The sequence below is a fragment of the Treponema sp. genome, from assembly GCF_045641405.1.
Classification (GTDB): Bacteria; Spirochaetota; Spirochaetia; order Treponematales; family Treponemataceae; genus Treponema_D.
In genome coordinates this window covers 1-23,838 of record NZ_JAZUGX010000001.1, presented here as the reverse complement: position 1 = coordinate 23,838, position 23,838 = coordinate 1, and the positions used below count along the sequence as shown (strand labels likewise).

Sequence of the window (23,838 nt, the reverse complement as noted above, 5' to 3'; positions counted from 1 at the left end):
GCCTTACGGGTGGACAGGGAACACCGGAGCAGGCTTGGCACGGTTCTCAATGGGAGTGCTTTTTCCATAACTATGAGATTAGGAGATAATATTATGAGAAGAGTAGTTGTAACAGGTCTTGGTTGTGTATCACCACTTGGAAATTCAGTAGAAGAAACATGGGCTGGCGTTAAGGCTGGAAAGTGTGGTATCGCAACAACAACAAAGTATGATGTAGGTCCTTTCAAGGTAAAGTACAGCGCAGAAGTAAAGAACTTCAAGGCTGACGACTATATGGACAGCGCATCAGCACGCAAGATGGCTCCATTTACACAGTTTGCAGTTGCAGCAGCAAAGCAGGCTCTCGATGATTCAGGACTTATGGGGAAGCAGGATATCCTCGACGATACAGCTGTTTACCTTGGTGTTGGTATCGGTGGTCTTGATGTTACAGAAGCAAGCATGAAGAACTATATTTCTTCTGAATATACACGTGTTCCACCAATGACAATTCCAGAACTCATTCCTAACGAGGCTGCAGCAAACGTTTCCCTTCAGTTTGGTCTCCATGGTGCAACACACACAGTTGCTACAGCATGTGCTTCTGGTACAGATGCTCTTGGAAACGCACTCGATGTTATCCGCTCAGGCCGCTACGATGTAATCCTCGCTGGTGGTGCTGAAAGCACAATCTGTGGATTCGGTACACTTTCTTTCACAGTTCTTCACGCTCTTTCTTCAAAGTGGGCTGATGATCCTTCAAAGGCTTGCCGTCCATTCGACAAGGATCGCGACGGATTCATCATGGGTGAAGGTGCTACAATCCTCGTTCTTGAAGAATATGAACACGCTAAGGCTCGTGGTGCAAAGATCTACTGTGAACTTGCAGGTTACGGTTCATCTTCTGATGCTTACCACCTTACAGCTCCTAATCCAGATGGAATCTGCGGTGCAAAGGCTATGACAATGGCCATGAAGGACGCTGGTGTTGAACCAAAGGACGTTACATATTACAACGCACACGGAACATCAACATCAAAGAATGACTCTGGTGAAACAAAGATGCTCCACATTGCATTCGGCGATGCTGCAAAGGACCTCCACATTTCTTCTACAAAGTCTATGACAGGTCACTGTCTTGGAAACGCAGGTTCTCTCGAAGCACTTATGTGTGTAAAGGCAATTCAGGATGGCTACATTCCTGCAACAATCAACCTTGACAACCCAGATGTAGAAGGCGGATGTGATCTCAACTACACACCAAACAAGGGTATTGAAATGCCAGTTGACGTTGCAATGAGCGGAAACTTCGGTTTCGGTGGACACAACGGTATCGTAGTATTCAAGAAAGTAAACTAATTGAATTGTTAGTAATAGAGCAGGGCTGCTGAGATTATCAAATGCCCTGCTTTTTTTATAGGAGTAAAACATGTCAGTAACAACAGATATCAAGTCACTTTTGCCACATCGCGATCCATTTCTTTTCGTAGATGAAATCATCAGCTGCGATGACAACGGAAGCGTTAGCGAACATACTTTTACAGAAAATGAATTTTTCTTTAAGGGACACTTTCCTGAATATCCTGTAGTACCAGGCGTTATCCTCTGTGAAACAATGGCACAGGCAGGTGGAGCAGCCCTCAGCTACCAGAAAAAGTTTGAAGACGGCGCATTGTTCTTCTTTGCAACTTTGGACAAGGTAAAGTTCCGCAACCAGGTTCGCCCAGGCGACAAAGTTCGCATGGAAATCACAAACCTCCGCGTAAGCCCAAAGATGATCAAGCAGTCCGGCAAAGCCTACGTCGGCGATGTTCTTTGTGCTGAGGCTGAATGGATGTGCTTGGTAGGGAAAGCAAACTAAATAGATTGCGCAGCGACCGCATTTGCTTAGTTGGCCTTGCCAACTAAACACTGTCTCACGGTTGCTTGCAACCGTGAGACAAAAGCTAATCAAACTTTATTTCTTCTTTGAAGCGGTCGTTTTTTTAGAGACAGCTTTTTTAGATGCCTTGGCAATGCTTTTTTCTGAGGCTGACTTTTTTACACTGCTTCCATCTTTTCTAGGCCTTCCGCCTTTCTTTCCGTTTTCCCTGGAAGCTGCCGCCTTCTTTTCTGACTTTACACGCCCAAGAAGTTTTCCAGCATTTGTTAATGGCAAAGGAATTTCAGAAGTCTGCCATTCCTTTATAAGTTTTTTCTGTGATTTCTTCAGTTCCGTCAACTGTCGGATGGTCTCAAATGCTGAATCAAGCCTCATCTTTACATTGCCTGTGAAGTTTTTTTCAGGTATGTTTGCAACCCGATCTTCAAGCATGTTGATGAGGTCAAGTATTTCCGTGGCTGCAAGGGCAATGTCGTTTGCCACGTCAGTGATGTCCATTTCTTTTACTGAAGAATTTCTATAGGATCGGAGGGCATCAATGATAAGCTTGTCTTTTGCCGTAAGTTCAAGAGGACCGTCCTTGAATTCCGCACCTAAAAGAAAGAGGGAAATGTTTGAGTCCAGCATGTTAAGGTCAAAGATCTTTGCAGAATCAGGTTTTGGAGACAGGTTCATCTCGTTGATCTTGCGTTCAATATGCTTCTGGAGTTCAATAATCTCTTTCTTTTCAACTATCATAGGACAAATTTAATGACATTTTTTTCACTCCGTCAAGAGCAATGAAGTTGTAAATAAATCCATCCTATGGGATTCATTTGGAATCTAGTATGAATTTTCTTATGGCCTCAGCGAAGTCTTCCTTTTTCTTTTCATCGCTAAAAGCTGCAGCACCAATCGGCAATGAGGGTTCTGATGTTGCCGCGATCCAGAATCTTAGATCATCGCTTTGTATGTCAGGTATTTTGCTGTTTGCAAGAAAAGGAGCGAGTCCTGTTTTGAAAGCAATCACTTCCTGTGCTTCCTGGCTCATAAGGTGTCCTACTGCTTTCTTTGCTTCTTTGCTTTTACTCAAAGAAATCATGGCGACTGCAGGGGCTATAAGCGATCTTGTATTTAAAGGCCTCATGGACGGAAAATAGAAATTGGTTTCATTTGAATGTATAGGAAGGGTCGTCAAATATTTTGCTATGCTGATTGGAAGTTTCCTATGCTCAGAAAGAGGCATGATGATGATTGCTGTCTTATAGAGTTCTATAACCTTTAATATATCTTCATTGGTCTTGCTTAAGATTTCAGGGTTTATGAGCCCCTTCTTTTTCCAGGCACTTATGCGGTATATGGCATCATGAAATGACTCGTCCTCAATGAGAAGGGTTTCCATCAGGTTCTCCATCGGGCCGTCATATTCCTTGATCCTTTCAATGATTGCATTGTATTTTTCCTTTCCGTCAAAGGATTCTGTGATGGCGCTTATGACAGCAAGAAGAGTATCTGCATCTCCTCCAGCAAAAGTAATTCCAGAGGCGGAAGTTTTTGCCTTTGAAGCTAAGTCTTCAATTTCTGTCCATGAAGATACATATTCTGTTTTTGTTTCGCTTAATGCCTGTATTGAAATGAGCAATTCATAGCCGTCAAAATAAAGTGGAACCTGCGAAACTTTTTTGTTTCCAGAACCTTTTGAGTTGAGGGCGAATTCTGCAGCAGACATAGATGTGTTTGAAATTATTTCCGCATCAAAAAATATCTTGTTCCTATTATTCTCTGGAATTGATTCAATCAATCTATCAGCAGAAAGTCCCATCTGCGTGAAAACGATATCTGCTTTCTTAGGCTGTTCTGTTTTATCAAAAAACTTAAATGATGTCTTGCCATTGTCATCGACGGAACCGATAAGTATGCTTCTGATGATTTCTTCCTGTTCCTGTGGAATCTTGTGGAATGCTATTTTGACTGTGTTTGGAGATGTCCTACATAGCAAAAACGCAATGATTCCACCTAATAAGAGAATGAGACCTGCCAATGAGATTATGATTGTTTTCTTGCTCAAGTTCATATGTTTTTCCTAATTCTTCCTTCTTACTATAAATTCGGCATTGGAAAGGCTTTTCTTGACTTCACGGTGCCTTTTGTAGTGCTTATAGAGTTCTTCCTGTACGCGGTAGGCTTTATTCCTTTTTGTCGGTATGTTTGCTCTCCATTTTCCGTTCTTGAGGAGGACATGGCTGCGGCAGTTGTCCTTGAAGTACATGTCAAGAATTTTTCTGATGCTTTTGAATACGTTTCTGTCAGTAATGGGGATCATGAGTTCAATTCTCTTGTCCAGATTTCGTTCCATCCAGTCTGCGCTTGCAAGGTAAATTTCTTCCTGTCCGCCATTCTGGAAATAGAAAATTCTTGAATGCTCAAGGTATCTGTCGATTACGCTTACTACATTTATGTTGTCGCTCAGTCTTTTTATGCCTGGGATCAAGGTGCAGATTCCTCTTATGTTTAGGTCGATCTTTACGCCTGCCTTGCTTGCCTCATAAAGTGCTTCGATTATCTCTGGGTGGCAAAGGCTGTTCATCTTGGCGATTATGTGTCCAGGCTTTTCTTTTGAGCTCTGCTGGATTTCGCGTTGTATGAGTTCAAGGATTTTTGCCTTGAGGCTTACAGGTGCCATGTAAAGGTGATGCATGGTTTGAATTGCACTGTAGCCAGAGATTACGTTGAAGAATAGGGTTGCATCGCTTACGATATCATGATTGCTTGTAAATACAGAAAGATCCTGATATATCAATGCGGTCTTTGGATTGTAATTTCCTGTTCCGATGTGGGCATATCGTCTTATTCCGTCGCTTTCTTTTCTGATCACAAGGCAGATCTTTGCATGGACCTTAAGGTTGACGATTCCATAGATTACTGTTACACCTGCCTGCTCAAGTTCTTCTGCCCAGGAAATGTTTCTCTTTTCATCAAAGCGGGCTTTTAGTTCAACGAATGCAGTGACCTGTTTCCCGTTCTGTGCAGCCTCCTTTAAGGATTCAACAATAGGACTGTTGTTTCCCGTTCTGTAAAGGGTCATCTTTATTGCAAGGACATTCTTGTCGTGCGCTGCCTGCGATATGAATTTTACAACTGGATCGTAGCTTTCGTAAGGAACGTTCAGAAGGACATCTCTTTGTCTAAGCGTATTCCAATAGGATCCTTCTTCTGGCAATACGTTTGAATTGAAATTCCTCCATGTCGGGTATTTGAACATTTCTGAATTCTCTATGTTCTGAAGCTCACTAAGTGAAGATGGATCTATGATGCCGTCGATTTCATAAAGGTCGTCATCGGTAAGCTTTAGCTTTGATTTAAGGACCTCAAGAATTTTTTCGCTGGTAGAATTGTATTCCATCCTGACTGTGAAGGAGCTTTGTCTTTTGACCAGGACTTCTTCCATTGCCTGAATGAACTGTTGTCCAGCTTCTTCATCTACTGCCAGATCTGCATCTCTGGCAATCTTGAATACAAGAGTTTCCTTTGCAGAGTATCCTGGGAAAAGTGATGCTCCGCACATGCAGATGATGTCATCAAGAAGTGCAAACTGTTTCTTGTTGCCTGCTGAAGGAATCCAAAGAATTCTTTGCACGGTACCTGGAATCTGAACAAGAGCTACGATTTCATCATCCTTTGTGCTCAGTGCGTTTTTTGTTGTTCCGATTCCTTCCTTGCGTTCAAGAAGAAAAGCGGCGTTGAGGTTCAGGTTTCCGATTCGAGGAAAAAACTCCGTGTCTGTCCGCAAAGGAGTAAGAAGAGGAAAAATGTCGTGCTTGAAATATTTCTCGCAGAATGCTTTTTGCGTAGGTGTGTAGTTTGAAGGCTTTATGTATTCTATTCCTTCATCCTTAAGCTCTGGTAGGATCATGTTCATCAGGGTTGAATATTCAAGCTTTATAAGCTGTCTTGTTCTTTCCGAAATCTTCTTGAGTATTGACTTTGATTCTGGAGTGTTCTGCCGTTTGAGGGAAGCGACACGGACCTGAAAAAATTCATCAAAGTTTGATTCTGTGATTGAAAGAAAATTGAGTCGTTCCAGAAGAGGCACGTCGTTCCTCAGGGATTCAGAAAGAACCCTTGCGTTGAATTCTATCCAGCTTAATTCTCTGTTGAAAAATTTTTGCATTGAAGTGGCTCCTAGAGAAGTACGATTTTGTAACCGAATACGTTTTCAAAAAGACTTCCCTTTTGTTCAAGGACAAGCTTTTCCATTGAAAGATTGTGATGTCCCTTTGTTCTGATGGTGAAGGTGTCCGCCGTTTTTGAAATCCTGAATTCCTTAAGAGACTGTCTGTGGTTTCTGTCCATTGCATCTGCAAGTCGGAGTATTGCCGTAAGCTTAAGGACAATCATTCTGCTTGAGCGGGGAAGAAGCTTTACATCATCTTCGTTCATCGGCTGTCGTGTTCCTTTGTGGTATCCGACAATGGTTGCGACAAGGCTTTTGTCATCCCTGTTCAGACCGAAAATCTCGCTGTTGTTGACTATGTATTTTCCATGGATGTTGTGGTCGTCTGCACGGATGAACATTCCAACATCGTGAAGTATGGCGCTTACTTCTAGCAAGGTCCTTGCGTGACGATCAAGTCCCAACTCGTCTTCAAGGGCGTCGTATATCTTAAGGCTTGCGTTCTTTACATATTCCGCGTGCTGCTGGTCACCCTGGTATTTCTTGAGCAGTGAACTTGCACCCGCGGCGATTTGCTGATTGAAGTCCTCGATGATTTCTTCGTTTGTGTTTATGTTGCGGCTGAGAAGAAGCCCCATCTGGGTAGTAGTGTCAGCTACGATGATCTTCTTTACATTCGTAAGTGAAAGGAAAAGCTTATATGCCACAAGGGAAACCTGAAAGGAAACGGCTTCAGGATAGGTCAGCTTGAACTGCTCTATGATTTCTTCTGGAGTATAGTTCTGGACCTTGTCGGCAAAGGAATCGAATTCTGTACGCTCCATTTCCCAAAGGAAACTGGAAACAGAAGTTCCTATGATTCCTGCGATTTTCTGCATGCCTTTTCCAAGCACGATGAAATGTTGAATTTTCTTAAGGTTCATTTCGCTTGAAAGGGTCTTTTTTGTGTTTCTTATGTATTCTCCGATGAATCGTCTGGCATCATCCATGGTTCCCATCATGGAATGGAGCATCTGTTCGACTATGATCGTGCCGAGACGGATGCTGTGCGCGCCTACGATCCTTCCTTTTTCCATGACCATCATTTCAGTTGCGCCGCCAGTGATATCAAGGATGATGGAATTACTTTGCCTTACGCTTGCGCTTTCATCCTTGAGCCTGTCTGCAACCGCAATGTACATAAGTCGGTTTTCGTCGATGCCGTCCAATACCTTGACCGACCATCCAGTACGTACCTTTACCCTGTCTACGAAGGGGTCGCGGTTTGCGGCTTCCCTTACGGCGCTGGTTGCAATGACGGTCGTTTCTTCGTCTGGAATGTCATAGGACGCAAGCTGTTCCTTGTACCTCTCGAGAATCTTTAGGGATGCCACGAGGGTTTCGCGGCTGATGGTTCCTGTTGTAAAGACATCACGCCCCAAATTGACTGGATTGTCGCTCCTATCGAGTATGGTGAATTTCTGCTGTTTTCCCTTGCCTGAACTTTGTGCGACAAGGAGACGGATTCCTGTTGATCCGATTTCTATGACTGCCTGTACCATGTTTCCTGCGGATGTATTAAAAAAATCCCCGTGCTAAACACGGGGAACTGCTTCTGCCTTATATTAAAGTTTGTCGATCAGCATTGAACACTTGCCGCTTGGGATTGGCAGTGTCTTCTTCTTCTGATCCAGAATGTTGATTGTAAAGTAGTAGAGTTTTTCGCTTTCCATTTGAATTTCCCATCCACGCTTGCTCTTGTTGCTGAGTATCGTGATAAGGTTGCGCTTGAGGGAAAGCTTTTCGATTCCCATGATTTCCAAGTTTGGAATGATCCAGTCTACAGTCTTGCGAGGTAAGCTGATGTTTAGTCCGATTACGTTTTCTATCATCAATGCAACTGTCGAAAGTCCTGTGTAATGGAGGAACTTCTTTCTTGGGAAGTCTTTTTCGCTGCGGCAGGATGCAGGACCATATTCGTTTGGCTTGTAAGCTTCGTAAAGGTCGCCCTTCTGCTTTGTGCTTGCAGGGCTGAGTCCTTCAAGGATGTAGTACATATGGCGGATTGCACATTCGCGGGCAAAGGCATATCTCTGGTACTTCTCAAGTCCCTTGATTACCATGAAGTTGAACGGTGCGAGGACAGAACCCTTGAAACCTTCTCCATTTTCCTTGAAGTCAGGACTGTCCGCGCTCAATGTTGGGAATGGGTTGTCTGTTCCGAAGGTAGCTGGATTCGTCAAATGTGCGATGAGAGCGTCAGCTCTGTCGGCATTTGGAAGTTCTGCGAGCAAAGGCCAGAAGCCAGCGATGGTCTTCTGTGGAAGCTTCTGCTCGTTCTTATCCAGGTCATGATAGAAACCAGTCTCGTTGTCCCACATGAGACCGTTTATTCTTGTCTTCAGGCTGAAATACTGCTTTTTGTACTGAAAGCTCAAGTCCTTGTCGTTGAGGATGTCGCCCAATGCGGACATATGTGCCACGTTGATTGCAACACAGCAGTTGAAATCAACTGGGTAATGGCATCCCTTTCGAGGAGAGTTGAACATTGTGGAAGCTTCATGAGGGGCGGCGTAGAGTCCGTTGGGCTGCTTGAAGTTTTCGTCGAGCCAGTTCATGTATTTCTGGAGGATAGGCATGATCTCCTTGATTCGGCGCTTGTTTGCGCTTTTGTGGTAGAGATTGAATTCTGCCCAAGCAAAGAGAGGGAGTCCTACACCTTCAGGGTTTTTCTTGTCGATTACAGGCTTGTCTGTCTTTATGTCATACTTCCATCGGATTGCACCGTTTTCTTCCTGACGTGCATAGAAATAGTCTATGTTCTTGCTTGCAGGGAAATTACGGTTGGAGTAAACAAGGAAGAATGAGGAGAAAATTGATTCAGTCTGGTCCAGGATGTATTTATCTTCTGTCTGATAGACAAAATAGCCGTCGGAATCCTTTTCATCTGTTTCTGGGTTGATCCAGTACTCAGAGAGCCAGTTCCATGTCTTGTCATATATGTCTACGAAATCCTGATCATAAAAATGGATTTTTGGGAAATCACGCTTGTTCACAATTACTCCTGTTGAACTACTTTTTATAATATTTTTAACGCTTGTTACGGCTTTTAATATTATAGCATAAAAAATTGCAATATGGTTATTTTTTTGAAAAAAAAGTTATGAATTTTGCTGTTTTTTTGAGGAATTTGCGTTTTTTTGCTTGACATTGACTGTAAAAGAAAAGGCACCGACTTAATATCAGCTGGTGCCCTAACTTTTGTCCTTTAGTTCTGTGTTTCTGTCTCGGCGGGTGCTTCTGCTGCTGGTGCTGTTTCTGCTTCTGCAGGAGCTTCGGCTTCTGGCGCTGGTTTTGGCTCAGGCTTTGGTTCCACCTTAGGTGCAGGCTTAGGAAGCTCTGGAATCTTTGCAGGATCTGCCGTTGTCTCGTAGGTCCTTGCTCCTTCATAGAACAGGCGGATAAGCTCCATCTTTGACTTGTGGCGGCTCTTTATGAGCAGAGACCTGCTGTTCTGCTGGTATACATATCCAGAAGAATTGTAGGTCTCAAAGCGAGGGTCTGTTCGGAACATCTGTCCCTGGATTTCGATTCTTCCGCCAAAGTTAGGAACACCGTTGAAAATCATGTAGTGGGTAAGGTTGAGAGGGAAGTCGATGAATATGTTTGCGGTGTCAGCAGGTTTATGCGTATAGATGACGGATTTTGCGCAGGTCCAGACCCATACACATGTATTGCCGTAATAGCCCAGGATTTCTGTGTGTGGGATGTAGAAGTTGTCTGGGGCCATGATATGATAGATTGCGGAAAGAGTCCTGATTTCAGGTTCCTGCTGATTGAGGGCCGTGTGGACCGCAAGATTTCCAGCCTTTATATAAGAAGACTCGTTCTTATGCTTTCCGTACATTGCAAGCGCATTTCCTACGATTACAGACTGCTCAACGGAAAGAATTGATTCGTCCTCTTCCTGGAACGTCAGAATTCCGTTTTCAAGTCGGCAGCCTGCCTTGATTTTTTCTATGCAGGAATTGAGCACTGGCTCAAGGTATGCGGCTGTTGCCTTGTCCTTTGCGTAGAGCCTGCAATATACATCCAAAATACCACCAGACTGATAGACCGTGGCATTGAATTCACCTTGGGATGGAACCAGCAGGAGGTCCTTGATTTTCTGTGTCTTCTTTTCGCGGAGGATGTAGTCGGTGATTCCATCAACGTTGAACACGTCAAGACTTTTTGACTCTACAAGCGACTTGTATTTTTCATTCTGGATTGAAAGGCTTCTGTACATTACCGCAAGGTTGTTGAAGAAAGGAGAAGTGATGTATGAACGCTTGTTTCCTTTCTTGAATGAATCAGGAACAGAATCGATTGCCTGGTTGTATTTGCCCTGCGATGAAAGTTCCGCAACGTAGGCTGCGATGTCCATTTCTGAAAGTGAATCGATCTTTGCAGTATTGAGGAGCGACTGAACCTTTGAAACCATTGAGCTGCGAAGTTTTTCGTAAAGCTTTGCAACTGCTGTCTCTGAAGCTCCTTCATAACCTTCAACCTGATCGAATTCAAACTGCTTTGTAGCTTCATAGGTCGCAAATCTTGCCGTTGATTCGCTTCCGTTGAACACCATGCGTGCGTTTTCAAATGCTGGTGCTGTAAATATGAATTCTCCGTTCTTTGATGTGAGCAGGAAGGCTGATTTTGCGGATGTCTCTTCTGAGGTATACTGCTGCGATACTTTATATGGAATGGAAATGCTTTTATATTCGGCGGAAATCTGCGTGCTGATGGAAAAGTCCACAAATCCGTCTTCTTTTGTTCCCCCACGGAATTCGATGCTGTTCCCCTTGTCAAATGTAAAGCGGACTGAATCTGCGGAATTGTCGGAATAGCCGTTCAGCTGAAGTTCCGTGATGTTTCCATTCTTGTCCGTGGCCGCAACTGGATTCTTTTCGTCTACATTGAAGGTAAGTCCCTTGAAAGATACTGAAAAACGGTTCTTGAGCTTTGTCTCATTGTTCTCTGTCTGTGTCTGGGAAACCGAATAGCTCAGGTCTCCAAAAGATCTGGAAATAACCGATTCAGTCTTAAATTGAACAACGAAAATGCCGACAATAACTATGATATAGAGGACTGTCAGTCCAAGAAACTTTCTTAACGGATGTTTGTGCATATTTCAAAAGTTTATATTTTATAGACTTAAAATTCAATATAAGTGGTGTAGTATGAAAAAATCGTCTAACGGAACATTTACAGAAGTTGTTCTTGCATTCATTCTTGTTTGTGTTGTTTCAGTGATCTTGAGCATAGGTTTTTCTTCCTGTGGCTCAGCTCCAGCCTCCCAGCCTTCAATTGATGAATCGGTGGCAGAGAAACCAAAGGAGCAGCCAAAGAAAACCGCAAAGAAGGAATATACAAAAGTTGATTTTGTTTCCGATCTTCAGAGAACCCTTGAATCTGACGGTCCTGATGCGGCGTTGGAGTTCTATGGCAACAAGATTCCTCCAAAGCTTGCTGATGACTTCGATCTTCTTTTTCTCAAGGCAGCCATCTGTGTAAGCGGAAGCAGACTGGATGAAGCTCAGGAGCTTTGCAAGGCTCTTTCTGAAAGGGATCCTAACAATCAGGATGTGATTGGACTTGCCGCTGCAATTGCAAAAATGCGTGGAAACAATGCTGAGAAGACCCAGCATATGAAGCAGCTTCTCGCAAAGGATCCATACAATCCTGTCGCAAACGTTGAGCTTGGTTCGGAACAGCTCATGAAGAAAAACTACAAGCAGGCAAAGAACTACTATATAAAGGCTCTTGCCAGGGATCCTAAAAATGAGGATGCCCTTCTTGGAAAAGGTCAGTGTGAATACTATCTTGAGCGCGACGATGAGGCAAAGGAAGTCTTCAACAAGCTTATTGAAGTGAACCCATACAACATCGAAGGATATCTTTATCTCGGTAAGATTGCCTTTGCAAATGACGAATATAAGGTTGCGTCCGACAATGCAAAGAAGGCATTGGATCTTGCTCCTGACAACTATGAGTGCAACATGGACTGGGGTATGTACGAACGCTACCTTGGCCATTTTGACAATTCCATTTCAGCATGGACAAAGGCAATAAGCATTGAGCCTGACTACTTCCTTGCATATACATACCGTGCAGGACTTCTTGATGAACAGGAAAAATTCGATGAGGCCATCAAAGATTATCTTACAGTAATCAGACTTAATCCTCAGTATTACTATGCATATGAAAGTATCGGTGTACTTGCCCTTCATGAAAAGAACTGGAAGATGGCAAGAGAAGCCTTCATGAAGTGTCTTGAAAGGAACAAGACAAACATTTCCTATCCTCTCATGATCACTTACTGCTACTATATGGAAAAGAATGACAATGAAGCAAAGAATTTCAGCAACCAGATTCTTCGCAAGATGGACAGGAATTCCATTGAATATACAATGCTTCGTGCATTCCACGACAAGGCAGGTGAGAAACCTCTAAAGCAGAGAATCGGAAACATGAACAACAGGAACCAGCAGGGAAAGATGTATTACTACCTTGGACTTTTCTATGACATGTTCGGTGCAGATGAAGGAGCAAAGGAATACTATACAAAAGTCGTTTCGATGAACTGCCCTATGTTCTTTGAATATCGCCTTGCAGAATGGCGTATAAAGGATAAACCTACAGGCAAATAAGGACTGGTGATGGATAATCAGACACAGAATAAATTTGAGCTCAACGGAAGGGAATTCATTCTCCTTGGTACGGCACATATTTCAGAAGCCAGCATTGCGGAAGTTGAACGGGTTATTGAAGAACAGAATCCGGATGTAATTGCCGTAGAGCTTGATGAAAAAAGATACGAAAGCATTGAAAATCCGGACAGCTGGAAGAATATGGACATCATCAAGGTTCTCAAAGAGAAACAGGGATTCCTTCTTCTTGCAAATGTTGTGCTTTCGGGCTACCAGAAAAAAATGGGCGGCAAGTCTGGCACAAAGCCAGGGCAGGAAATGGTTGCTGCCGTAAACATGGCTAAGGAACTTGGACTTGAAAAGGTTCTTGTGGATCGTCCTCTTTCAATAACTATGAGGCGTGCTTGGGCAAAGACTCCTTCTTCTGAAAAATTCAGGCTCCTTTCCTTTTTGTGTTCTTCCGCATTTACAAATGCTGAAATGTCCAGCGAGGAGATTGAAAAACTCAAGCAGACCAGCGAAATGGATAATATGCTTTCTGAACTTTCGGAATCATTTCCTGTTGTAAAGGAAATTCTCATTGATGAACGCGACAGGTACATTGCTTCAAAAATCTGGAACAGTAATGGTAACAGGGTGTTTGCGGTAATAGGTGCAGGACATCTACGCGGTGTAAAAGCATATCTTGAACAAATGGCCGATGACGACAGCCTTTCTGAAATTACTGAGATTGAAACAGTTCCTGAGAAAAGCAGAAAGTCCAGAATCATCTCATGGCTTATTCCTGCCCTGATTGTTGGCCTCATTGTCTATGGGTTTGTCATTGGTGGAAAAGAAAAGGGAGCAGAACTTTTGAGCAGCTGGGTTCTGTGGAACGGAATCCTTGCAGGCATAGGTGCCATTATAGGCGGTGCCCATATTGTTACGGTTTTGGTTTCAATTCTTGGTGCTCCGCTTACATCCCTCTGTCCGTTCGTTGGCATTGGTTTTGTTGCGGGTGCAGTTCAGGCATTGATAAAGAAACCGACAGTAAAGGATATTGAAAATCTTCAGAATGATGCGTCTTCAATCAAAGGTTTTTACAGGAACAGAATTCTCAGGGTACTCTTGATATTCTTCCTTTCTTCAATTGGAAGCAGCATAGGAACTTTTGTTGGGGGAGCAAGCTTTGTTGCAATCTTCTCCAGAATTTTTAACGGACAATAGGCTGGAACTTTGGTATGGAAAATTTTAAACCTGCACTTTACCTTATTCCTAATACTCTTGGTGAAACATCCTACGAAAGGTCTTTGCCTTCATACAACAAAGAAGTTTTGCGGGGCATCAAACATTTCATAGTTGAAAGTCGTCGCGAAGCAATCCGTTTCATAAAGCTGGCAGATTCAGAAATTGACATTGATTCTCTTTCTTTTACTGAATTGAACGAACATACTGATCTGAAAACCATCGGAAAGATTCTTGATCCCCTGGAAAAACAGAAGCTTCCAATGGGAGTTATTTCTGATGCTGGTTGCCCTGCCGTTGCAGATCCTGGAGCTGCCGCAGTTGAAATGGCTCAAAGAAAGAACCTTTGTGTCGTTCCTCTTGTTGGTCCTTCGTCGATGATAATGGCTGTAATGGCAAGTGGATTCAACGGACAGAGTTTTTCCTTCAATGGATATCTTCCGGTAAAGCCAAATGAAAGGGTTTCAAAACTTCATCAGCTGGAAAGCCGTGCATACAAGGAAGATCAGACACAGCTTTTTATTGAAGCTCCATACCGTAACCTTAAAATGCTTGAGACAATCGTTAAGAGCCTTAAGAAAGAAACAAGGGTTTGCATTGCTGCAGGCATGACGACAAAAGATGAATACATAAAGACAATGACAGTGGAACAGTGGAAGAAAGCAGGAGAACCACCAATCCAGAAAGTTCCTGCAATATTCTTGATCTATAAAGGCTGAATGAAATGAAGACAATAGTTCTTATGGGAATAAAGCATTGCGGTAAGTCCACACAGGGAAAGATTATCAGTCAGAAACTGAATCTTCCTTTTTATGATACCGATGATGTGATTGCGGAGATGACAGGAAAGACACCTCGTGAAATCTACACTGAGAAAGGGCAGGAAGGTTTTATGGAGGCGGAAAAGAATGCCTGTGAATTCGTAAAGAAGGAAACAGCCCTCAAGAACATAAACGCCGTAATTGCCACTGGTGGCGGAATATGCGGCAACACTCAGGCTGTAGAGATTCTCAAATCCTTTGGAACATTGGTTTTTCTTGAAGTAGAAGAAAAAATCGCTACGGCAAGGGTCCTTCGTGAGATAAAGGTCGAACCTGACGGAACATTGTCCAACATGCCAGCTTACATTGCTAAAAAAAATCCCCGCACCGTTCAGGATGCAGGGATGATATTTCATGATTTCTTTTCTGAGCGGGTTAAGGTCTACAAGGAACTTGTTGACCTTACCATCAATGTGTCTGGTTCCTCAAAAAGCGAGAACGCCGACAAGATCATTGAAGCTGTGAATTCTTAGTTTCCGCAACCACCACAGCCACATCCACCGTCGCCGCAGCCGCCTTCACCACAGCCTCCGTTTCCACAACCGCCACCGCAGCCACCACAACCGCCGCCACAGCCGACAGGATTGAGTTCTTCTTCTGTAGCATCGCGCACTTCAACGATTTCAACTGCAAAATGGAGCCTTACGCCAGCAAGCTCGTGGTTGCCGTCAACAGTAACCTTGTCGTCGGAAACCTTTGTAACGCGAACAATCTGGGGACCTGCAGCAGTCATTGCCTGGAACATCATTCCAGGTTCAATTGGCATGTCAGTCTCAAAGTTTGAGCGGTCAACATCTGTTACGAGTTCTTTGTGGTATTCACCGTAACCGTCCTTTGCTTCAAGGACAGTCTCAAATTTATCTCCAGGATTCTTTCCTGTGATCTGTTCCTCAAGCTTTGGAAGAAGCATTCCGCGTCCCTGGATGTATCCGAGAGGTTCTTTTCCTTCTGAAGAATCGATTACCTTTCCTTCATCGTTCTTGAGTGTATAGTTGATCGATACGTACTTGTCGTTTTCTACTGTCATTGTCTACTCCGTCTATTCGTCCTGAACAACTTCTGTGATCTCTGGGCATACTTCCTTAAGGTAGCGTTCAATACCCATCTTGAGGGTCATGGTTGCCATTGGGCATGAACCACAGGCTCCCGTAAGCTTCAAGTGTACTTTATTATCATCATCGATACAGATGAATTCCATGTCGCCACCATCAGCATTAAGCTGAGGTCTGAATGCATCAAGTGTTTCCTTTACTTTAGCAATAAGTGTTTCGTCTGCCATAATTAACTCCGTGTTAAAGTTACTAAAATTAGAAAATAAATTCAATTGAAGAGATGTTATATCAGCCCATGGATTCAAGTTTGTGGTTAAGTTCAAGAATCTTTGTGTGCAGGAAGTGGTCAACGGCAAATTTTTCCATTACGCCGTATGAGTGCATTTCACTGTCAACGATAGGCATTGTTTCCGTATCAAACTCTGTGAACTTTTTGTAGACATCAGGAAGAGCTTCGTCAGGAGAACATGTGCATAGGGGACGTTCCATGATATCCACGGCCAGAAGGGAATCTGCCATCTCGCCGATCTGAAGTGTTTCCTTGAGGTGTTCAAGGGTGATGATTCCGATCAGCTCATTTGTATCACTTGTGATTACGGAGAATGACTGGTTGTGGTGTGTCTCAAAGTTGTGGAGGACAACATCCAGGGTATCGACCTCGCGTACCGTTGCTGGGCATTCAGGAGAACAAAGTGGTTCTGTGCCCCAGGTTACATCCTTTACCTTTGTTGTCTTGAGTATGTCTTCCTCAGTGACGTCAAGACCGACTTCGCCTGCTTTCTTGATTCCGTATCGTACGCAGACAGGTCCAAGAAGCTGAACGATGAATGTGGTTGCAGTGATGATGAGGATTATCTGTGGTCCGATAGAATCTGAAAAGTCGTTGCTTGCGGCAATGCTAAGACCGATGGCGACACCAGCCTGGCTTAAAAGACACCATGGAAGATATCTGCGGACTGTTTCTGGAGCTTTTGTGATTCTTGCGCCGAGTCTTGAGCCGATGGATTTCCCGACGGTTCTTCCTGCGACATAGACGATGGCAAGAACTCCAAGGACAGGTGTTACGACCCAGATGTTCAGTTTTGCGCCTACGAGAACAAAGAAGAGCACGTAGATTGGCGGTGTGAATTTTTCAACAAGAGAAAAAATAGGTCTTGTCTTTCCAGGTGCAAAGTTGACCATGAAAAAACCAAGTGCCATGGCGGCAAGTATGTTGTCCAATCCAAGTTGGTTGCACACACCTGTTGAAAGGAAAAGACCTCCCAAACCGAATGAAAGGACTCTACCTGCATCGTGCATAAGGTTCTTGATTACAAAAGCTACGATGGCTCCGAAAAATCCTCCTACAAGAATTGAACCAAAGATGTCCTTTGCAATGTTGAGAAGCTGAAAACCAAGGGAAACGGAGTGTCCTCCAAGAAGAGGTGCCACAAGGGTCGATGCAACGGCATAGAGAATGAGGGCTACCGCGTCATCCATCGCAACGATTCCAAGGATTGTGGTCGTGAGTGGTCCTCGTGTCCTGTATTCCTTTAGGACATCAGTTGTGGCGGCAGGTGCTGTTGCAGAACAGATGGCGCCAAGTATGAGTCCAAAGGAAAGTGCAGTCTTGAAGTTTCCCATGAAGGCATAGGCGATTGCTGTAACAAGAATTCCAACTACAAAGAAAGGGGTTATCGATTCTCCTATCAGGATGCCAATGAACTGTCTTCCATATTTTTTGATTACGTCTATTTTAAGCTCAGCACCGATTAGGAATCCGATCAGTGAAAGAGCGATTGTGTTCACTGGATTCAATGCGATGATTGTTTCTGGACGCAGTACCTGAAGCCCAGATGCGCCGATGATGATTCCAATTACGATGTAACCTACAACCTGCGGAATGTGAAGCTTCTGAAAAAGCCTCCCGCCGATTGCGCCAAAAAACATGATGATTCCAAGAAGAAGAACAAACTGGGTTCCTGTAAGGTGTGCAAAGTGCATTACCTGGGGAAGCACCTGTGCGAATGGATCGTCCATATTAAACTCCAAAAAACTTCCGTATTAGCCATAGTATATTGATAAGAATTGAATGTTTCAATTTTTCAGAGCTATTGACTTTTAGTTTCGTTTCTATTTAAGGATTTCTTTTGCGATGTCGCTTGGTGAAAGATCATAGTAGAGCCAACCGTACATTCCAGATGCGGAAAGGACTTTTCGTCCGTATTCGCGGGTCTCAGTGTAGGGGAGCGCTTCAAGGAAAAGATCATGAGGAACTTTCTTCATGCCGAATTCCATGGCGGCGCTTTTTACCCATGAACGAACCCTTGAGATTCCACCGTTGTAGGAAAAGACTGCAAGGATGATGGAGCCATCCAGACGGCGGGTAAGTTCTTCAAGATAGAATGAACCGAACATGATGTTTGTGTCTGTGTCTGTAAGATCGTATTCTGTAAGCTTAAGCTTCTTTGCTATGTCACCTGCAGTAGATTCCATCAGCTGGGTAAGTCCGACTGCACCTGCATGGCTTATGACTTTGGAATCAAAAAAGCTTTCGCTTCTGATCAGGGCGTAGAGAATATATTCAGGCTGTTCAAAGAAATCACAGGTTTTGTGTACAGTTTCCCTGTAGTTCTGAGGGAATGCCAGTGAAAGAAGTTCTTTGTCTGGATTTTTTTCCGAATTGAAAACTCTGCGGGATGCAATGCGTATGCTCTGTGTAAGGAATTTTTCATCTTCGGTTCCACATTTGCTCAGGAACTGTGCAATCTTTTTTGCACACTCTGTGCTTATGTTTTCCCTGTATTCCTGATAGTCGTCGTTGATATATTCTGCAAGACCAAAATCAGCATAGCCGTAAAGAAGATTTTCTTTTTCCGTGTCCGCCGTGATTTCAATTCTGTTGCCGATGCTGCAGAATTCTTTTTCTATGTCCTTGTCTGTAAGTCCAAGCTTTTCAATCGCAAGGATCTTGTAGTAAAGGTCGCTTCCGCTGTTCAGTGCTTTTCTAAGATATTCTGAAGCTTCTCCAGCTGCAGCGTTCTTAATGAATCCAGTTTGAATAAGGCGGGCCGTGATGTAGGAGAATTTTGAGCAGACTTCAGGACTTGCCTTGTTCCATATCAGATCCGTGGTCTTTTTGTACAGATCCCATTTCTGTGTCGAGATGAGACGGACGGAAAGAGTGTCGAAGAAATCGTTGTAGTACTCCTTGTCCTTCAGATTGTCCAGATGGAGAGAAAGACTGTCATAGGCATCCTGAGCTGAATCCTTGAGGCTTGTGTTCAAAATGTACCACAATGCGTTGTCTCGCAAGGCATCGCTTTCTGCCTGTTCCATTGCCGCAGTGAATCTTTCCAATGATTTTGCGGTGTCTCCGTTTTTTTCATAGAAGCGTCCTGCGTAGAAGTTGCAGTAGAACCTGCAGTTTTCAGGACTGGTCTTGCAGAGTGAATCCATGAAGGTTGCCGCGGACTGAAAATCCTTTGTGCCGTAGAGAAGTGCCTTTCCTGTGTCGCTGAAAACAATTGGCTTTCTGTTTGCCTTCAGTTCAAGGACTGAATTTATTTTTTCTGTCGCCGCAGCAAAGTCCTTGTTGTAGACAAGCCAACGAAATTCAGCAAGGGAGTCGGAATAAGAACCTTCTATCTTTTTGAATTCAACATAGAATTTGCTGTGCCAGGATGTGTAGGGACGGTCTGAAATCCATGTCCTTAATTCCTTTTTAAGCCTTGAGTCATTTTTTTTGAGCATGGAAAGAAAGCGGTAGTAGACCAGTTCGTTTTCACTGTTCCTGCAATTTATGGAATCAGTCTTTGAAATGACACTGTAGTATTCCTTCTGGTTGTAAAGTTCCTTTGCATAGCGCAGAAGGCTGCTTTCATCAGAAAATGTTTTGTAAAGCTGTCTGCAGCTTGCGGTGCGTTCCTGAATTGAACCGACTTCTGTAAGCTTTTCCATTGCTTTGCGTGAAATCAATGGACTGCCTTTTTTTGCCGCGTCCTTAAGGCACCTTATCGCCTGGCTTGTGTTGTTTTCCCGGAGTGCGTTTAAAGCAATGAAGTACGATGCGTCGGCACCGTACTTTTTTTGAAGGGTATCATTCTGCGCACAACCAAAACCTGAGAAAGCAAGAAGAAAACATAGAGTGGTGACGGTTATGCGCGAAAGCTTCATTATTATTCAGCAGGGATGAGGATGTATGTTCCCGCGATGATGTGGTCTGGGTTTCTGATCTTGTTGTATTTTGCAAGTCTCTTGTATTTCCAAGGAGTCTTGTAATATGCAGTTGAAATATCCCAGAGGGTATCACCCCAGACAATCTTGTAGCGGATGTCTGGAATTGGTTCTGGAGAAGGTTCTGGTTCTGCCGGTACGACAGCCGCTGGAGTTTCTGCTACAACGATGGTGTCTTCCTTTGCGGATATGACTTCACTCATGTCTGTGTATACAGGTGGTTCTTCTTCTGCCGTCTCTGTAAGTTCCTCTGGTTCTTCTTCTATTACTTCAACCTTTACTTCCTTGTTCTTTGAGAACTTAGAGAAGATGTTGAGGTTGGAAGGAATGACGAAAAGTGTGAGGAGAACTGCAATGATACAGATGATCGCGCAGATGATGCAGATTATCATTGGAACCTTAGAGTTTCCTTTGCTTTCTTTTTCATCTTCGTAATCATAGGCACCAGAAGTTCCTTCCAGAGTTTCCTTGTCGTAAAGATTGCTGAACATACTTGTGCTTGGTGCAAAAGTAGGATTCTTTGGTTGTTCTTCGAAATTCAAATTGTCATCTCCATCATTTTTTAAATCAAAGTCTGGAGGAAGTGTAAAGTCTTCACTGTCATCTGTCAATGATTCATCGCTGTCAAAATCAGGAAGGTCATAAATAGATGAATCCTCTTCGAGGGTTGTGCTTGAAAGATCATCTGCGCCAAGGTCAGTTGCCTCAAGGTCATCGAAGTCTGGAAGGTCAAGGTCGTCGATTGATTCCTCTTCTGCAGGTGGTGTTTCCTCTACAGTTTCTTCTTCTGTTGCTGGAACATCGAACATTGAATCATCGAAGTCAGGAAGGGCTGTCGAGAATGAATCGTCTTCCTGATTCTCTGTCTCTTCCATGACGGTGTCTTCTTCCGTTGTTTCCTCTGCTGCAAAGTCCTCGTCAAGAACAGGATCCTCGCTCAATGAAGGTTCTTCAATCTCCGTTTCGTCCAATGGTTCATCGATTACGCTTTCTTCGATTGTTGGATCTTTCTCGAATGAAGGTTCCTCTTCGATGGTTATATCTTCAATTGCAGGTTCTTCTGCAGCGGGGTCTTCCTTTGCTCCGAACTCAGGAAGGTCCAGGCTGTTCTCACCGAATATGTCTTCGTCTGCAGTGGATGCCGAAGTTTCTGTTGTTTCTTCTTCCTCATCTGCATGTGCAGGCTCATTCACTTCATCAAAGGAAAAATCTTCCGCAGGAAGTGGAATTTCTTCAGATTCGAATTCTTTCTTCTCTACAAAATCATCAAGACCTGCTTTTTCAAGGTCGCTGTCCGAAATAGTCACGTCGTCCTCCTCTTCCTCAAAGGCAGCATTGCTTAATCCTGCAAGGGTCCTTGACTGAAGAGTCACCTGAATCTCGCTTTTCTTGCCAGTTTCAGGATCTCTGATTTCTGCAGAAAGTTCATTGTTTTCATCAACGTCGATTGCCAGACATAACGTAGGTTCTCCGTTTTCATGGGGCTTGAGATTTTTGATTTCAAGAGTGTCGATGTACTCGGCGTTTTCAAGGGAACCAGTTTCTGTTCTATAGACTTCAACCTGAACCTTTGTCTGGTTGTCCATTACAGTCGTAAGATCAAGCGTTCTCTTTTCGGGATTTCCTTCTTCCAGCAATGGATAGAAGCTTCCGTCTGCAAGTTTGATTCCAATTGATTTCATATAAACCTCTTTGTCCCTTTGTAGTAAAAAAAAACTTCTGCCCTTAGATTATCGGCAATTACGGTCGAAATTTTAGATAAACTGTTTATCTTTTTATCGAAAGCAACGCAGAACATCAGAGCAGCTTTGACACGGTTCCATGTGTAAGCAATCTTTATATTTTTTTATATACATTTTATTTTTTTTCTCTTGACATATTTCAATATATTTTATAATATTCACTTACTTTCTTGGAGCGATGTCTGAGTGGTCGAAAGTACCTGTCTTGAAAACAGGCGTGGGGAGACCCACCGGGGGTTCGAATCCCTCTCGCTCCGTAAATCTAAAAGGCCGCAGGCTTTTTAGAATTGGAGACGTGGTAGAGCGGTAATACAACGGATTGCTAATCCGTCACTTGCGCAAGCGGTGGGCAGGTTCGACCCCTGTCGTCTCCGCTACTAGAACAAGGATACTTGCTTTAGCAGCGTTTCTTGTTCTTATGAGATTGTAGCTCAGCTGGATTAGAGCATCACCCTGCGGAGGTGAGGGTCGCACGTTCGAATCGTGTCAGTCTCACATAAAAAAGGCACTCGAGAAAATCGGGTGCCTTTATAATTTTAAAATGACTTCGTAAAAGCAATGATTCGAAGCGGAGTGAACGGTCCTCAGGAACGCGAAGACTTGGAGCGTTAATGAGGATTCAACGACAGGATGTCGTTGAAAGAGAACGGAGACGCCGCAGAGAGAGCAAACAGGAAGTTTGCGACCGTCGCGGCGAATCGTGTCAGTCTCACGTAAATAGCACTCGATAATTTCGGGTGCTTTTTTTTTATTTAAATCGATACGGATAAGTTTGATTCGAAGCGGAATTCCTTGTGTTATTCTATTGTTACTCCACAAAACATGATATAATCAATCATTAAAAAAACTGGAGAGCACAATGGCAAAAGCAAAATCCACAAAATCTTCATCAGCAACCCTTGGCTTTGAACAGCAGATTTGGGAAGCAGCCTGCGAACTTTGGGGACACATTCCCGCAGCAGATTATCGTAAAATCTTTACAGGATTAATCTTCTTAAAATACATTTCAGCCGCATTCGAAAAAAAATACACAGAACTTGTGGAAGAAGGCGAAGGTTTTGAAAATGACCCGGACGAATACGAAGCAGAAAACATCTTCTTTGTACCCGAAGATTCCCGCTGGTCAAAAATTGCTGCAGCAGCACACACACCAGAAATCGGAACCATATTAGACCAGGCAATGATAGCCCTGGAAAAAGACAATAGAAACCTAAAAGGTGTCCTCCCAAAAAATTATGCAAATCCAGATCTTGATAAACGTGTTCTTGGAAATGTAATCGACATCTTCACCAACATGGACATGAGCGACACGGAAGCCAGCAAGGATCTTCTTGGCCGCACCTACGAATACTGCATCGCACAGTTTGCCTCTTACGAAGGAGTAAAAGGCGGCGAATTCTATACACCAGCCAGCGTAGTAAAAACAATCGTAAGCATCTTAAAGCCATCAGAAGGAAAACGAGTTTACGATCCATGCTGTGGTTCAGGCGGAATGTTCGTACAGTCAGTAAAATTCATTCAGGAACACGCAGGAAACCGCAACAACATTTCAGTCTTTGGGCAGGAAGCCAATGCCGACACCTGGAAAATGGCAAAGATGAACATGGCAATCCGCGGAATCGATGCAAACTTTGGCGAACATCAGGAAGACACATTCTTTCACGACCTGCACGCCACACAGAAGTTCGACTTCATCATGGCAAATCCACCGTTCAATCTAAGCAACTGGGGACAGGACAAACTTACAAACGACCCACGCTGGGTATACGGACTTCCACCAAGTGGAAACGCCAACTACGCATGGATCCAGCACATGATCTATCACTTAGCCCCAAACGGAAAAATCGGACTTGTACTTGCCAACGGAGCCTTAAGCACCCAGACCAGCGGCGAAGGTGAAATCCGCAAAAAGATAATTGAACCCGATTTAATAGAAGGAATTGTTGCCATGCCAACCCAGCTTTTTTACAGCGTAACAATTCCAGTAACCCTGTGGTCCATCAGCCGTAACAAAAAGCAACCGGGAAAAACACTCTTCATAGATGCCCGCAACATGGGCCCCATGGTAGACCGCAAGCACCGCGACTTTACCGACGAAGACA

At 43.7% G+C, this 23,838-nt stretch carries 18 protein-coding genes and 3 tRNA genes; 10 read left to right on the top strand and 11 right to left on the bottom strand.

Going from position 1 to position 23,838, the window contains the following annotated elements; translation table 11 throughout:
• Window positions 1-93 precede the first annotated feature (93 nt).
• Window positions 94-1,338, top strand: coding sequence for a beta-ketoacyl-ACP synthase II (fabF, locus tag ACKI39_RS00105; RefSeq protein WP_407396434.1), 1,245 nt, complete (start codon window positions 94-96; stop codon window positions 1,336-1,338).
• A 70-nt stretch (window positions 1,339-1,408) separates the two neighbouring features.
• On the top strand, window positions 1,409-1,840 hold the full coding sequence (gene fabZ / locus ACKI39_RS00100; RefSeq protein ID WP_318690731.1) for a 3-hydroxyacyl-ACP dehydratase FabZ: 432 nt from the start codon (window positions 1,409-1,411) through the stop codon (window positions 1,838-1,840).
• Window positions 1,841-1,936: 96 nt separating this feature from the next.
• Here the strand turns inward: fabZ and ACKI39_RS00095 are convergent, their stop codons facing one another.
• The 6 genes from ACKI39_RS00095 to ACKI39_RS00070 all read right to left on the bottom strand — a co-directional run bounded on the left by ACKI39_RS00095 (window position 1,937) and on the right by ACKI39_RS00070 (window position 11,160).
• Complete coding sequence (locus ACKI39_RS00095; protein WP_407396433.1) at window positions 1,937-2,599, bottom strand: hypothetical protein; 663 nt, start codon at window positions 2,597-2,599, stop codon at window positions 1,937-1,939.
• 73 nt (window positions 2,600-2,672) lie between these two features.
• Window positions 2,673-3,914 carry a hypothetical protein gene (locus tag ACKI39_RS00090; protein ID WP_407396432.1) on the bottom strand — a complete coding sequence of 414 codons (1,242 nt, stop codon included), beginning with the start codon at window positions 3,912-3,914 and terminating at the stop codon, window positions 2,673-2,675.
• Window positions 3,915-3,923: 9 nt separating this feature from the next.
• Complete coding sequence (gene ppk1 / locus ACKI39_RS00085) at window positions 3,924-6,011, bottom strand: polyphosphate kinase 1 (protein ID WP_407396431.1); 2,088 nt, start codon at window positions 6,009-6,011, stop codon at window positions 3,924-3,926.
• 11 nt (window positions 6,012-6,022) lie between these two features.
• Window positions 6,023-7,555: a Ppx/GppA phosphatase family protein gene (locus ACKI39_RS00080; RefSeq protein ID WP_407396430.1), complete on the bottom strand. Its 1,533-nt coding sequence runs from the start codon at window positions 7,553-7,555 to the stop codon at window positions 6,023-6,025.
• Window positions 7,556-7,618: 63 nt separating this feature from the next.
• Window positions 7,619-9,049: an MGH1-like glycoside hydrolase domain-containing protein gene (locus ACKI39_RS00075; RefSeq protein WP_407396429.1), complete on the bottom strand. Its 1,431-nt coding sequence runs from the start codon at window positions 9,047-9,049 to the stop codon at window positions 7,619-7,621.
• A 212-nt stretch (window positions 9,050-9,261) separates the two neighbouring features.
• Entirely contained in the window at window positions 9,262-11,160 is a 1,899-nt protein-coding gene (locus ACKI39_RS00070) for a hypothetical protein (RefSeq protein ID WP_407396428.1), read from the bottom strand.
• Between the two features lie 52 nt (window positions 11,161-11,212).
• Between ACKI39_RS00070 and ACKI39_RS00065 the strand changes: the two genes are divergently transcribed.
• The 4 genes from ACKI39_RS00065 to ACKI39_RS00050 are packed head-to-tail and all read left to right on the top strand — an operon-like array spanning window position 11,213 to window position 15,200.
• Window positions 11,213-12,682, top strand: coding sequence for a tetratricopeptide repeat protein (locus tag ACKI39_RS00065; protein ID WP_407396427.1), 1,470 nt, complete (start codon window positions 11,213-11,215; stop codon window positions 12,680-12,682).
• 9 nt (window positions 12,683-12,691) lie between these two features.
• Window positions 12,692-13,888, top strand: coding sequence for a TraB/GumN family protein (locus ACKI39_RS00060; RefSeq protein WP_407396426.1), 1,197 nt, complete (start codon window positions 12,692-12,694; stop codon window positions 13,886-13,888).
• Window positions 13,889-13,902: 14 nt separating this feature from the next.
• A complete protein-coding gene (locus ACKI39_RS00055) occupies window positions 13,903-14,625 on the top strand; it encodes an SAM-dependent methyltransferase (protein WP_407396425.1) in 723 nt (240 codons plus the stop codon).
• A gap of 5 nt (window positions 14,626-14,630) precedes the next feature.
• Complete coding sequence (locus ACKI39_RS00050) at window positions 14,631-15,200, top strand: shikimate kinase (protein WP_407396424.1); 570 nt, start codon at window positions 14,631-14,633, stop codon at window positions 15,198-15,200.
• On the opposite strand, the gene ACKI39_RS00045 is transcribed toward ACKI39_RS00050, so the two are convergent.
• From ACKI39_RS00045 to ACKI39_RS00025, 5 genes are all read right to left on the bottom strand, one after another.
• Window positions 15,197-15,754 carry an FKBP-type peptidyl-prolyl cis-trans isomerase gene (locus tag ACKI39_RS00045; protein WP_407396423.1) on the bottom strand — a complete coding sequence of 186 codons (558 nt, stop codon included), beginning with the start codon at window positions 15,752-15,754 and terminating at the stop codon, window positions 15,197-15,199. The two genes, ACKI39_RS00050 and ACKI39_RS00045, sit on opposite strands and share 4 nt — an antisense overlap.
• Before the next feature lie 12 nt (window positions 15,755-15,766).
• Window positions 15,767-16,006, bottom strand: coding sequence for a NifU family protein (locus ACKI39_RS00040; RefSeq protein ID WP_407396422.1), 240 nt, complete (start codon window positions 16,004-16,006; stop codon window positions 15,767-15,769).
• Window positions 16,007-16,067: 61 nt separating this feature from the next.
• On the bottom strand, window positions 16,068-17,798 hold the full coding sequence (locus ACKI39_RS00035; RefSeq protein ID WP_407396421.1) for a cation:proton antiporter domain-containing protein: 1,731 nt from the start codon (window positions 17,796-17,798) through the stop codon (window positions 16,068-16,070).
• A 93-nt stretch (window positions 17,799-17,891) separates the two neighbouring features.
• On the bottom strand, window positions 17,892-19,934 hold the full coding sequence (locus tag ACKI39_RS00030) for a flagellar assembly lytic transglycosylase (RefSeq protein ID WP_407396420.1): 2,043 nt from the start codon (window positions 19,932-19,934) through the stop codon (window positions 17,892-17,894).
• A 2-nt stretch (window positions 19,935-19,936) separates the two neighbouring features.
• Window positions 19,937-21,676: an Hsp70 family protein gene (locus tag ACKI39_RS00025; RefSeq protein WP_407396419.1), complete on the bottom strand. Its 1,740-nt coding sequence runs from the start codon at window positions 21,674-21,676 to the stop codon at window positions 19,937-19,939.
• Window positions 21,677-21,908: 232 nt separating this feature from the next.
• On the opposite strand from ACKI39_RS00025, the gene ACKI39_RS00020 reads away from it, so the two are divergent.
• From ACKI39_RS00020 to ACKI39_RS00005, 4 genes are all read left to right on the top strand, one after another.
• A tRNA-Ser gene (locus ACKI39_RS00020) sits at window positions 21,909-21,993 on the top strand.
• Between the two features lie 32 nt (window positions 21,994-22,025).
• Window positions 22,026-22,110: transfer RNA gene (locus tag ACKI39_RS00015), tRNA-Ser, on the top strand.
• A gap of 46 nt (window positions 22,111-22,156) precedes the next feature.
• Window positions 22,157-22,231, top strand: a tRNA-Arg gene (locus tag ACKI39_RS00010).
• 364 nt (window positions 22,232-22,595) lie between these two features.
• The coding region (locus ACKI39_RS00005) for a type I restriction-modification system subunit M (protein WP_407396418.1) at window positions 22,596-23,838 on the top strand (1,243 nt) is incomplete at its 3' end.

Coding starts and splice junctions, on each gene's coding strand:
- ACKI39_RS00030 (WP_407396420.1), bottom strand. CDS start 19,934: ATGAAGCTTTCGCGCATAACCGTCACCACTCTATGTTTTCTTCTTGCT.
- ACKI39_RS00050 (WP_407396424.1), top strand. CDS start 14,631: ATGAAGACAATAGTTCTTATGGGAATAAAGCATTGCGGTAAGTCCACA.
- ACKI39_RS00070 (WP_407396428.1), bottom strand. CDS start 11,160: ATGCACAAACATCCGTTAAGAAAGTTTCTTGGACTGACAGTCCTCTAT.
- ACKI39_RS00095 (WP_407396433.1), bottom strand. CDS start 2,599: ATGATAGTTGAAAAGAAAGAGATTATTGAACTCCAGAAGCATATTGAA.
- fabF (WP_407396434.1), top strand. CDS start 94: ATGAGAAGAGTAGTTGTAACAGGTCTTGGTTGTGTATCACCACTTGGA.
- ppk1 (WP_407396431.1), bottom strand. CDS start 6,011: ATGCAAAAATTTTTCAACAGAGAATTAAGCTGGATAGAATTCAACGCA.
- ACKI39_RS00090 (WP_407396432.1), bottom strand. CDS start 3,914: ATGAACTTGAGCAAGAAAACAATCATAATCTCATTGGCAGGTCTCATT.
- ACKI39_RS00045 (WP_407396423.1), bottom strand. CDS start 15,754: ATGACAGTAGAAAACGACAAGTACGTATCGATCAACTATACACTCAAG.
- ACKI39_RS00065 (WP_407396427.1), top strand. CDS start 11,213: ATGAAAAAATCGTCTAACGGAACATTTACAGAAGTTGTTCTTGCATTC.
- ACKI39_RS00060 (WP_407396426.1), top strand. CDS start 12,692: ATGGATAATCAGACACAGAATAAATTTGAGCTCAACGGAAGGGAATTC.
- ACKI39_RS00035 (WP_407396421.1), bottom strand. CDS start 17,798: ATGGACGATCCATTCGCACAGGTGCTTCCCCAGGTAATGCACTTTGCA.
- ACKI39_RS00025 (WP_407396419.1), bottom strand. CDS start 21,676: ATGAAATCAATTGGAATCAAACTTGCAGACGGAAGCTTCTATCCATTG.
- ACKI39_RS00040 (WP_407396422.1), bottom strand. CDS start 16,006: ATGGCAGACGAAACACTTATTGCTAAAGTAAAGGAAACACTTGATGCA.
- ACKI39_RS00055 (WP_407396425.1), top strand. CDS start 13,903: ATGGAAAATTTTAAACCTGCACTTTACCTTATTCCTAATACTCTTGGT.
- fabZ (WP_318690731.1), top strand. CDS start 1,409: ATGTCAGTAACAACAGATATCAAGTCACTTTTGCCACATCGCGATCCA.
- ACKI39_RS00080 (WP_407396430.1), bottom strand. CDS start 7,555: ATGGTACAGGCAGTCATAGAAATCGGATCAACAGGAATCCGTCTCCTT.